Origin of the sequence: Pseudomonas sp., assembly GCF_050739995.1 — a bacterium.
Lineage (GTDB): Bacteria > Pseudomonadota > Gammaproteobacteria > Pseudomonadales > Pseudomonadaceae > Aquipseudomonas.
This window is the reverse complement of record NZ_JBOICG010000136.1, coordinates 1-11786: the sequence shown is the minus strand read 5'-3', so window position 1 is coordinate 11786 and position 11786 is coordinate 1. Positions and strand designations below refer to the sequence as shown.

At 61.6% G+C, this 11786-nt stretch carries 11 protein-coding genes; all 11 read left to right on the top strand.

Going from position 1 to position 11786, the window contains the following annotated elements; translation table 11 throughout:
• Window positions 1–565, top strand: a 565-nt coding sequence (cbiT, locus tag ACRESD_RS04800; protein WP_431749877.1) for a precorrin-6Y C5,15-methyltransferase (decarboxylating) subunit CbiT, incomplete at its 5' end; no start/stop codon positions are given.
• The gene (locus ACRESD_RS04795; protein ID WP_431749876.1) at window positions 562–1281 is read left to right on the top strand and encodes a cobalt-precorrin-6A reductase; all 720 of its coding nucleotides are present in this window, start codon (window positions 562–564) and stop codon (window positions 1279–1281) included. The genes cbiT and ACRESD_RS04795, both read left to right, overlap by 4 nt.
• Before the next feature lie 271 nt (window positions 1282–1552).
• Window positions 1553–1948 (top strand): DUF2946 domain-containing protein, encoded by a 396-nt coding sequence (locus ACRESD_RS04790; protein ID WP_431749875.1) that lies wholly within the window; start codon window positions 1553–1555, stop codon window positions 1946–1948.
• A gap of 47 nt (window positions 1949–1995) precedes the next feature.
• Window positions 1996–2478, top strand: coding sequence for a copper chaperone PCu(A)C (locus ACRESD_RS04785; protein ID WP_431749874.1), 483 nt, complete (start codon window positions 1996–1998; stop codon window positions 2476–2478).
• 11 nt (window positions 2479–2489) lie between these two features.
• Window positions 2490–2879 (top strand): DUF2946 domain-containing protein, encoded by a 390-nt coding sequence (locus ACRESD_RS04780; protein WP_431749873.1) that lies wholly within the window; start codon window positions 2490–2492, stop codon window positions 2877–2879.
• Between the two features lie 95 nt (window positions 2880–2974).
• Complete coding sequence (locus ACRESD_RS04775; protein WP_431749872.1) at window positions 2975–5035, top strand: TonB-dependent copper receptor; 2061 nt, start codon at window positions 2975–2977, stop codon at window positions 5033–5035.
• A 115-nt stretch (window positions 5036–5150) separates the two neighbouring features.
• The gene (locus ACRESD_RS04770) at window positions 5151–6533 is read left to right on the top strand and encodes a PepSY-associated TM helix domain-containing protein (RefSeq protein ID WP_431749871.1); all 1383 of its coding nucleotides are present in this window, start codon (window positions 5151–5153) and stop codon (window positions 6531–6533) included.
• 150 nt (window positions 6534–6683) lie between these two features.
• Entirely contained in the window at window positions 6684–8792 is a 2109-nt protein-coding gene (locus tag ACRESD_RS04765; RefSeq protein WP_431749870.1) for a TonB-dependent receptor, read from the top strand.
• A 141-nt stretch (window positions 8793–8933) separates the two neighbouring features.
• Window positions 8934–9716: an ABC transporter ATP-binding protein gene (locus ACRESD_RS04760; RefSeq protein ID WP_431749869.1), complete on the top strand. Its 783-nt coding sequence runs from the start codon at window positions 8934–8936 to the stop codon at window positions 9714–9716.
• Window positions 9713–10660 (top strand): ABC transporter substrate-binding protein, encoded by a 948-nt coding sequence (locus ACRESD_RS04755; protein WP_431749868.1) that lies wholly within the window; start codon window positions 9713–9715, stop codon window positions 10658–10660. The genes ACRESD_RS04760 and ACRESD_RS04755 overlap by 4 nt, the downstream gene beginning before the upstream one ends.
• Window positions 10657–11667, top strand: a complete 1011-nt coding sequence (locus tag ACRESD_RS04750; protein ID WP_431749867.1) for a FecCD family ABC transporter permease — start codon at window positions 10657–10659, stop codon at window positions 11665–11667. The genes ACRESD_RS04755 and ACRESD_RS04750 overlap by 4 nt, the downstream gene beginning before the upstream one ends.
• The last annotated feature ends 119 nt before the right edge of the window (window positions 11668–11786 follow it).

Here is an 11786-nt window from a genome sequence, read left to right as displayed (position 1 = left end):
GTCACGCCTCGCCGGGCTGCCCGATTCGGCGTTCAAACACGACGGCCAACTGACCAAACGCGATGTGCGTGCCATGACCCTCGCCCGCCTCGCACCGATGCCCGGCGAATTGCTGTGGGATGTGGGTGCGGGCAGCGGCTCCATTGGTATCGAGTGGATGCGTACTCACCCCAGTTGCAGAGCGCTGGCGATTGAAGCCGATACCGGCCGCCAAGACTTGATCGAACATAACCGCGACGCCCTTGGCGTGCCCGGCCTGCAATTGATCCGCGGCAAGGCACCCGAGGCGTTAAGCGACCTGGAGGCACCGGATGCGATTTTCATCGGCGGCGGTGTCACCCGCGACGGTGTGCTCGATACCTGCTGGAGACAGTTACGGCCAGGCGGCCGGTTGGTCGCCAATGCCGTGACCCTGCAAAGTGAAATGACTTTGATGAACTGGCGCGCCCAACATGGCGGCGAGCTGACCCGCATCCATGTGGCGCAGGCACAGCCGCTGGGGGAGTTCGATACATGGCGGCAGGCGTTGCCGATTACCTTGCTGGAAGTGATCAAGCCGTTATGAAACGGATTCTGTTGCTAGGTGGCGTGACTGAAGCGCTGGCTATTGCCCGTACGCTTGGCCCGGAACATGTTTACAGCTTGGCCGGTGTTGGCCGCGTGCCAACTGACCTCAATTGCCAGGTGCGAGTTGGCGGTTATGGCGGAGCGCAAGGGTTAGCGCAGTTTGTTCGGGATGAGGGGATTAGCCTGATTCTCGATGCAACCCACCCGTATGCGGCGCAGATCAGCCGCAATGCTGCCGAGGCGGCAAGGGCATGCGGCGTACCGTGCTGGGCATTGCGCCGCCCGGCGTGGCAGCCACACGCGGGGGATGATTGGCGTGAGGTCAGTGACTGGGCAGAATTGATCGAAGCGCTGAAACCCTTCAAGCGCCCACTGTTCACGCTGGGCCGAGAGCCGTTGCAGCACCTTGATGAAATTCCACCGGAGCAATTCTGGACGTTACGGGCGCTGGATATGTACCCGGGAAATGAGCGGTGTGAAGTGATTGGCGCGCGTGGACCGTTTCAGATCGAAGACGAACGCGCCCTGTTCGAACGGCGCGGCATTGATGTGTTGGTCAGCAAGAACAGCGGCAGCACAGCCACCGAGCCGAAGCTGGAAGTGGCGCGGGAGCGTGGAGTGCCGGTGGTGGTGTTGAAGCGGCCGGTGTTGGCTGCGGTGAATCGAGAGTTCACTACCGTAGCTGCGGTGCTACAGGCAATCACCGTTCTCTAAACACCACTGCCCCCTGTGGGAGCTGGCTCGCCTGCGATGGCATCACCTCGATCCAACTGGAAGACCGTGTCGTCTGCATCGCAGGCAAGCCAGCTCCCACAATGTTCAGCGTGAACATGAGTTTCGCGCCCCATCGAAAATTGGCAATTCCAAGTTCCCGTCTATCCTCAAATCCAGCACTGCGACACCAAACCACACCGCCCCTTTTTACTTATCCCCCCCGATCAGGCTAAATACCCACCTGATCGTTTAACCCTACGGATTGTCCGCCATGGCCCGTCAACGCTTTGCAATTGTGTGGATCGCCTGCTTTGCAGTGCTGTTCAACGCCTTTGCCATGCCGATGGCCAGTGCGATGCAACAGTCCCAGGACCCCGTGCAGCAACTGCTGTGGGGCAGTTTCTGTTCGTCCAATGGCGCCAGTTTCAAAACCATTGCCCTGGGCAAGCTGGATATTCCGGCGCCGCAACCGGACGATCATTCCACCATGCAGCATTGCTGGTGTTGCTCAGGCTCTGCGCCACTGGTGGCGGTGCCGGGGCATGTGCCGCAGTTGTATCTCACGCATTTCGATGCGATGAAAAACCTGCCGCCACCCCAACTGCAAAACCCAACCCCGCGCCAGCAATGGCCGAGCCTCAACCCCCGCGCCTCTCCAACGGTCTGATTTTCTTCGCAAGTGAACTGCGTTTAGAACCGTTCTGGAGAACTGCCATGCTCAAATCTTCCCTGCTTCTGGCTGCGTTGTTGTTGCCGGTGTGCGTTGCTGCCAATGCCGACGACTACAAGGCCGGCAACCTGCGGGTCAGCGATCCCTGGTCCCAGGAATTGCCACCCAATGCGCCCACCGTAGCGGCGTACTTCGTGATTCATAACACCGGTGAAACACCAGACCGACTGCTCAGCGTCGAGACCCCCGTAGCGGACAAGGCCGAACTGCATGAACATGTGATGCAGGGCGACTTGATGAAGATGCAACAAGTGCCCAGCGTGACGGTGCCGGCCAAGGGAGACCTGACCTTCGCGCCAATGGCCTATCACGTGATGCTGCTGGGACTCAAAGACCGCAGCCTGTTGGCCGATGGCAAGCAGTTCCCACTGACGTTGACCTTCGAAAAAGCCGGCAAGGTGCAGGTGGAAGTCTCGGTGCAGAAAGCACCGCCAACGGCCGGCCACGAGCATATGCACGCCCAATAAGCTGACACTCGATGGGCGCCCCTCGCGCCAGGTTGTCCCCACGCCGCCACGTGATGCGCGGCAGTTGGATCAGCCTGTTCGCCATGCTGATGATTTTTATCGGTCCGCTGATTTCCCAAGCGATGCCGATGGATCATCACGCCGGTATGTCGATGAGCATGCCGATGGGCCACGGCGACTCCCATCACAAAAAAGCGCCCGATGAGCACCACGCGCTCTGGGCCAAATGCGGCTATTGCGACCTGCTCTTCAGTTGCCCCGCCCTGCCCGGCAGCGTCTCACCTGTCATTCTGGGCTCGCCAACGCCCGCCAACGCCCTCACCCCCGCCACGCGCCTGGGCCATGCCCGGCAGAGCATCTTCCCTGGCGCCCGCAGCCGCGCGCCCCCCATCAACGCGTAAGCGCCCTTAACACCGTTACTTCACCCCGGCCGACTTTAGACAGACAGCCGCAGGCTGCTGGCCGTGTTGTTTACGAATGATTGATGGAATTTTTCATGTCCAGGTTTCCTGCTGACTCCCGTTTGGGATGCACCCCTGTTTTCGCCGTTCTGTGCGGCGCACTGCTGGTACCACAGGCTCACGCCGACGAGCACGAGCTGAGCCCCACCGTGATCACGGCCATCGCTCCCAGCTCGCCGCTGACCGTGGTCACCAACCCGAAAGACCCACGCCAACCGGTGCCCGCCAGCGACGGCGGCGACTACCTCAAGACCATTCCCGGCTTCGCCCTGGTGCGCAATGGCGGAACCAATGGCGACCCGGTGTTGCGTGGCATGTTCGGCTCGCGCCTGAATATCCTCACCAATGGCGGCATGATGCTCGGCGCCTGCCCCGGGCGGATGGACGCGCCCACCTCGTACATCTCGCCGGAAACCTACGACAAGCTGACCGTGATCAAAGGTCCACAAACCGTGCTTTGGGGCCCGGGCGCGTCGGCCGGTACGATCCTGTTCGATCGCGAGCCAGAGCAGTTCGGTGAGCTGGGCACACGGGTCAACGCCAGTGTGTTGGCGGGCTCCAACGGACGCTTCGACAAAGTCATCGACGCCGCGGCCGGTGGGCCGCTGGGCTATGTGCGGGTGATCGGCAACCAGGCCCATGCCGACGATTACAAGGACGGCAATAACAAAACCGTCGCCTCGCGCTACGACAAGTGGAACGGCGATGTGGCCGTCGGTTTCACCCCGGATGCCGACACCCTGCTGGAACTCACCGCTGGCCGCGGCGATGGCGAAGCACGCTACGCGGGGCGTGGCATGGACGGCTCGCAGTTCCTTCGCGAAAGCCTGGGGCTGCGTTTCGAGAAATCCAACATCGGCGAAGTGCTGGATAAGGTCGAGGCCCAGGTCTACTACAACTACGCCGATCATGTGATGGACAACTACACGCTGCGCACGCCATCCGGCACTGGGATGATGGCCGGGCCGATGGCTTCCAACGTCGACCGGCGTACCCTCGGCGCGCGGATCAAGGCGACCTGGCGCTGGGCCGATGTGCAACTGATCAGCGGCCTGGATGCGCAGACCAACGAACACCGCCAGCGCAGCAGCATGGGCATCGACACCTATAAGGATTTGCCACGGGTCAAGGACGCCAACTTCCACAACTACGGGGTATTCGGTGAGTTGACCTGGTACGCCGCCGACCGCGACCGCCTGATCACTGGCGCACGCCTGGACCGCGCCTCGGCCAAGGATTTCCGCCAGACCACCGGCTCGGGAATGATGTCCCGCCCCAACCCCACCGCCGATAACACCCGTGCCGACACCCTGCCGTCAGGCTTTGTGCGATACGAACACGACCTGGCCGACACGCCCACCACGGTCTACGCAGGCTTGGGCCACGCCGAACGTTTCCCGGATTACTGGGAGCTGTTTTCGCCAAAAACCGGCGCGGTCGGTTCAGTGAATGCGTTCGACGGTGTGAAGCCGGAAAAAACCACCCAACTCGACTTCGGCGCACAGTACAAAACCGCCGACCTCGAGGCCTGGGCCTCGGGTTACATCGGCCGGGTACAAGACTTCATCCTGTTCGACTACAAGCCCGGCATGATGGGCACCACCTCCCAGGCGCGCAACGTCGACGCCCGCATCATGGGCGGCGAACTCGGCGCGGCGTACAAACTCACACCCCATTGGAAAGCCGACGCCACCCTCGCCTACGCCTGGGGCAAGAACACCAGTGACGGCAAGGCACTCCCACAAATGCCGCCGCTGGATGCACGTTTCGGCCTCACCTATAGCGAAGACGACTGGAGCGCCGGCGCCTTGTGGCGTGTGGTCGCGGCACAAAACCGTATCGACCAGAACAAAGGCAACGTGGTCGGCAAGGACTTCGACAAGAGCAGCGGCTTTGGCGTGTTCTCGTTGAACGCGGCGTACCGCATCAACAAAAACTTCAAGGTCAGCACCGGCGTCGACAACCTGTTCGGCAAGGCTTATGCCGAGCACTTGAACCTGGCCGGCAACGCGGGCTTCGGCTACCCGGCCAATGATCCGCAGGCCATCAAGGAGCCCGGCCGCACCCTGTGGACCAAGGTCGACATGAGCTTCTAAAAGCATCGCAGGCAAGCCAGCTCCCACAGGGGAATGCATTCCAAATGTGGGAGCTGGCTTGCCTGCGATAGCGGCATAACTGACGACAAAAATTCAAAGCCTTGCGGAGCCCTTGATGAGTACTCAAAAGATTTCCTTCTACAACCTGGCCTGGCGCTGGCATTTCTACGCCGGGCTCTTTGTCGCCCCGTTCATGGTGCTGCTGGCCCTCACCGGCATCATCTACCTGTTCAAACCCCAACTCGATCCACTGATGTACGGCGACCTGCTCACCGTGCCCGCCGCCGGACACACGCTGACCGCCGATGAGCAATTGCAACGGGCCCAGGCCGCCTACCCCCAAGGCACGATCAGCAAATACCTGCCACCGGCCGACGCCACCCGCAGCGCGCAGTTCGTGATGCATAACGACGGCCGCGAAGTGACGGTATTCGTCGACCCCTATCGCGGCACCGTGCTCGGCGAACAGGATTCCAAATACAACCTGCAAGCCATCGCCCGCGCCCTGCACGGTGAATTGATGATCGGCACCGTCGGCGACCGCCTGGTGGAGTTGGCGGCGGGTTGGGGCGTGATGTTGGTGGTGTCGGGCCTCTACCTGTGGTGGCCGCGCGGCAAGTCCTCGACGGGCGTGTTGTGGCCACGCCTCAACGCGCGCGGCCGTGTGTTCTGGCGTGATATGCATGCTGTCACCGGCTTCTGGGGCGCGTCACTGCTGCTGGTGATGCTGCTCAGCGGCATGACCTGGACCGGCTTCTGGGGCAAACAATACGCCGAGCTGTGGAACACATTCCCGGCGGCCATGTGGAACAACGTGCCGCAGTCCGACCAACAGGCACGCAGCCTCAATACGGCCAGCCAACAGACCGTGCCCTGGGCCATGGAAAACACGCCGATGCCGATGTCCGGCGACCACGCCGAGCACATGAACCACGGCCCCCTGCACTCTGGCCCCGCTGCGCCCGTCGTGCGCCTGCAGCAGGTGGTGGACCTGGCCAACGCACGCAAGGTCGAGCCCGGCTACAGCATCACCTTCCCCACCACGGCCACCGGCGTGTTCACTGTCGCGGTGTTCGCCAATGACCCGCGCAATGACGCCACCCTGCATGTGGACCAGTACACCGGCAAGGTCCTGGCCGATGTGCGCTGGGCGCACTACAACGTTGTCGCCCGCGCCACCGAAACCGGCGTGATGCTGCACGAAGGCAAGATGTTCGGCGTGGTGAACCAGATCATCGTGCTGCTGATCTGCCTGATGATTCTGCTCAGTGCGGTCAGCGGTGTGGTGATCTGGTGGAAGCGGCGGCCTGCTGGCGGATTGGGTGTTCCACCATTGCGCCATGACCTGCCAAAGTGGAAAACCGCGATGGTGATCATGCTCGCGTTGGCGATTATTTTTCCTCTTGTTGGCGCGTCTTTGATCGTGGTGTGGGCGCTGGATCGTCTGGTGCTGTCGCGCCTGTTTGGCCAACATGAATCTGCCTCAGGTTCGGCATGAATCAGGCGAGATGCCCATGGCAGAGGCCTTCTGTAGCCTTGCGCGACTTTTGTCCCGCAGCCAATAAGTGTTAACTTATAACACTTTCTGCGTTATCGTTGCCCGCCGCACCTTGCGGCGGCAACCCTCCAAGAAGCGATTGACCGACCGATGAACAAGTACCTTGCGTCCGGCCTGTGCCTGCTCGCCTTGCACAACAACGCCCAGGCCCTGACCCTGCCCGCCAGCCCCGTGACCGCACCTGCCGTGGATAACGAACGTATCGACCTGAACACGCCGACCACCGCGGGTTCGCGCCTGAACCTCACGGCGTTGCAAACCCCTGGCAGTGTCGAAAGCCAGACCGGCACGCAGATCCGCGAACGTGGCGATGCCAGCGTGCAGGACGCGATCTCCCGCGCCACCGGCATCAGCCGTACCGGCACACCGGGTGACGGCGGCACCTCATTGTCGGCCCGTGGTTTTACCGGCCAGGGTTCGGTGATGCAGCTGTACGACGGCAATCGCATGTACATGGGCATGGGGACCTCGACGTTTCCGGTAGACACTTGGTCGGTAGAGCGCGTCGACGTGCTGCGCGGCCCGGCCTCGGTGCTATACGGTGAAGGCGCCACGGGCGCAGTCATCAATACCGTGTCGAAAAAGCCCTTCGAAGGCGAGATCGAAAACCACATCCGCCTCGGTTACGGCTCTTATGATCGCCAGCAGCAAGCCCTCGACAGCGGCGGTTCGCTGACCGACACCCTGAGCTATCGCCTCAATCTCAATCGCCTGCGCAGCAACGGCTTCATCGATCGTGGCGATTCCAGCAGCGACTTCGTCAGCGGCACCCTGCGCTGGCAGGCGGCGGATAATCTGAGCTTTACCTTCGCCAGCGACTACGGCGATCAGCGTCCGCAAAACTACTTCGGCACACCGCTGATCAACGGTCAGTTGCACAAGGGCCTGCGCGAGAAGAACTACAACGTCAGCAACGACACCCAGCATTACAACGACCAATGGACGCGCCTGACCAGCGAGTGGCAGGTCAACGACAACATCAGCGCCACCAACGAACTGTACTACCTGAAAAACCAGCGCCGCTGGCAGAATGCCGAGAACTACAACTTCAGCGACGGCCAACTCACCCGCAGCGGCAACTTCGGCATCAAGCACAACCAGGAACAGGTCGGCGACCGCCAGACCTTTACCTTCAAGCACACGCTGTTCGGTCTCGACAGCCAGACCGTGACCGGCGTCGAATACAACCGCATCCGCTTCCGCCTCGCCAGCAACACCCCGTTTAGCGATGTGCTGGACAAAGGCCAACCCATTGACCTGTACCATCCGGCGCCCGCGCCGTTCCAAAGCAAAGACCCGTTCAAGCCGGTGTTTGCCACCACCACCAAAACGGTCGCCGGCTTCGCGGAAAACCGTCTGCAGCTCACCAACCAGTTGTCGCTGATCACCGGCATCCGTCGCGACTACGCTCATATCGAGCGTGATGATTTGCGCACCGGTGGCCAAGCCGACAAGACCCTCACCGGCAATAACTGGAAGGCCGGGCTGGTGTATGCGATTACCCCGGATACTTCGATCTACGGCCAGTACGCCACCAGCACCGACGGTGTCGGCGGCCTGATTTCCCTAAGCCCCGGCCAGCAGCAGTTCGACTTATCCAGCGCCAAACAGACCGAGGTGGGCATCAAGCAAGCGTTCTGGGACCAGCGCGGTGAATGGACCTTGGCGGCCTACCACATCGTCAAGAAGAAACTGCTGACTGACGTACCGGGCGATCCGAACCTCAAGCAGCAAGTCGGCCAACAATCCTCACGCGGCCTGGAAGCCAGCCTCGACCTGCAACTGCCCCACGCCTGGGCATTGCAAGCCAACGCCGCCATCGTGCATGCGCAGTACGACGACTTCAAACAGGACGTCGGCGGCGTGCAGGTCTCCCGCGACGGCAACCGTCCGGTGGACGTACCGCGTCGCACCGCCAACCTGTGGCTGAGCAAAGCCGTGACCGACGATATCCGCGCCGGTGCCGGTGTGCGTTATGTGGATGCGCGCTACGCCGACATGGCCAACCAGAATGAGCTGCCGAGCTACACCGTGGTCGACGCCACGGTGTCGTGGAAGGCGATGCGCAACACCACGTTGGGGCTGCAATTGAACAACCTGTTCGACCGAACCTATGCCGTCAGCCAGTACAACGATGGCCAACAGTGGATTCTGGGCGAACCGCGCTCCTTCTTCGTCACGGCGGACTACACATTCTGACGGCCCAAACACCAAACAAACTGTGGGAGCAGGCTTGCCTGCGATGACGGGAGGTCAGGCAACGTATCTGTTCTGGATGGACCGCTATCGCAGGCAAGCCAGCTCCCACATTTTTGATCGGTGTCAAACCAGAGAGTAATGATGACTTCACTCACCCTCACCGCCCTCAACTGGTCCCCAACCAGTCACTGCCAGCACCAGTTCCACCTGCGTGACGCCAGCCTGCAGGTCGGTGCAGAGGAGTTTGTCGGGCTGATCGGCCCCAATGGCAGCGGCAAGACCAGCCTGTTGCGTTGTGCCTACCGGTTCACTCAGCCGGCACATGGTGAAGTGCTGCTCGACCATCAGAACGTGTGGAAGCAAAGCGCGAAATGGTGTGCACAACGCATCGCCGTGGTGCTCCAGGAGTTTCCCGACGCCTTCGGCCTGCGGGTGGATGAGGTGGTCGCCATGGGCCGCACGCCACACAAAGGTTTGTTCGATGGCGACACCGTGCACGACCAGCAACTGATCCGGCAGGCACTCGAATCGGTAGGTATGCATGGCTTCGAAGACCACGCATTCGCCACCCTTTCGGGGGGTGAAAAACAACGCGTGATCCTCGCCCGTGCGTTGGCCCAGCAGCCACAATTGCTGATCCTCGACGAACCCACCAACCACCTCGACCCACGGTATCAGTTGGAGCTTTTGCGGCTGGTCAAGCGCCTGAATATCGGCACCCTGGCGAGCATCCACGACCTGAATCTGGCCGCCGCCTTCTGTGATCGCCTGTATGTGATCAACCACGGGCGCATCGTCGCCAGCGGCACGCCCCATGACGTGCTGACCCGCGAACTGCTGCGCGATGTGTTTGGCGTCGAGGCGTTGATCGATACCCACCCGCTGTCCGGCTACCCCCGAATCACCTGGATAACCCAACCATGATCCTGCGTTCGCTGCTTGCCGTTACCTTGCTGTTCAATGCCGCCGCGGCACTCGCCGAAGCGACCCACTACCCGGTTACCATCAAGAGCTGCAACCGCGACGTGACCTTCCAGGAAGCGCCGAAACACGCGGTGAGCCACGACATCAACATGACCCAGATGATGCTCGCCCTGGGTCTCAAGCCGCGCATGGCCGGCTACAGCGGTGTGACCGGCTGGAAGTCGGTCACACCCGAGATGGCCGAGCCCCTCGACGGCCTGCCGGAGCTGGCGAGCAAATACCCGTCGGTGGAAACCCTACTCAACGCCAACGTGGATTTCTTTTTCGCCGGCTGGGACTACGGCATGCGCGTGGGCGGAGACCTCACGCCGAGTACCCTGCAAACCTTGGGTATCAACGTGTATGAGCTGACTGAATCCTGCGCCTTTGTAATGAAGCGCAAGGCGGCGACCCTGGACGATACCTACAACGACCTGCGCAACCTGGGCAGGATCTTCGACGTGCAGGACCGCGCCAATGCCGTGATCACGCAAATGCAGGCGCAAGTGGTCGAGGTGCAGAAAGACCTGCCTGCCGACAAGCCGCGAGTGTTCCTGTACGACAGCGGCGAAGACCGCGCCATGACCTCCGGCCGCCTGGGTATGCCCCAGGCGCTGATCGAGGCAGCGGGCGGGCGCAATATCCTGGATGACATCAACGCCAGTTGGACTCGCGTCAACTGGGAGACCGTGGTGGTGCGCAACCCGCAGGTGATCGTGATCGTCGACTACAGCGAAATCAGCGCCGAACAGAAGCAGGCCTTCCTGATGAACAACCCGGCCTTGCAAGCGGTGGACGCCATCAGGAACCAGCGTTTTATCGTGATTCCCTACGTGCAAGCCACGCCGGGCATCGACAATGTGCTGGCCGTAGAAACCCTGGCCAAAGGGTTCCACGGCGAATGATCTCCCGTCGCTACGCCTTACTTCTCGTGGTCCTCGGTGCACTGCTGCTGATCTCTGCCGTGATCTCGCTAGGCTTCGGCCCCGCACGGGTGCCGGTGGAGGTGGTGTGGCGGATTGTGCTGTACAAGGCACTTGGCATCGGCGAAGTGAGTTGGACGATGGGGCAGGAACATATTGTCTGGTTGATCCGCGTGCCGCGCATGTTGCTGGGTGCCTTGGTCGGCGCCGGATTGGCATTGATCGGCGCGGTGCTGCAAGCCGTCACGCGCAACCCGCTGGCCGATCCACATCTGCTGGGCGTGACGTCCGGCGCCACGTTGGGCGCGGTGATCGTCGTGCTGCATGTGGGCGAAATCGCCGGCCTGCTGACCCTGCCCATCGCTGCATTTATCGGCGCGCTGCTAAGCATGCTGGTGGTGCTGGCGGTGGCCAGTCGTAATGGCCGATTGGAGAGTGATCGCCTGCTGCTGTGTGGCGTGGCCGTGTCATTCGTAATGATGGCGGCGGCCAATCTTTTACTGTTCATGGGCGATCATCGTGCGGCGTCAGCGGTGATGTTCTGGATGCTCGGTGGCCTTGGCCTGGCGCGTTGGGAGCTACTGGCAATTCCCACCGGCACCGTGCTGCTCGGGCTGTTGGTGTTGGTGGGCATGGCCCGTCCGTTGAACGCCTTGATGGCCGGCGAGCAGACTGCCGTCACCCTCGGGCTGAACGCACGCAATGTGCGCCTCAAGGTATTTCTGGTGGCATCGTTGATGACCGGCGTTCTAGTGTCCATCAGCGGCTCCATCGGCTTTGTCGGGCTGATGGTGCCGCACATCGCCCGGCGCCTGGTAGGCGCCGAGCATCGCCGGTTACTGCCGGTGTGTGCGCTGCTGGGCAGCCTGTTCCTGGTGTGGGTCGACGTGGCGGCACGCACGCTGATCGCCCCGGAAGACTTGCCGATTGGCGTGGCCACGGCAGCGATTGGCGGGCTGTTTTTCATAGGGCTGATGCGTAAGCCTTGATCAGAATGAAGCGTTTTCGGCAACCGCGTTAAGAGTGATCGTCAAAGCTCATCCTTGTTGCGTCCATACCAAGGCTCATTGTTCCCAAGCCCGATTGGATCTGATTTTTCACCCAAGGG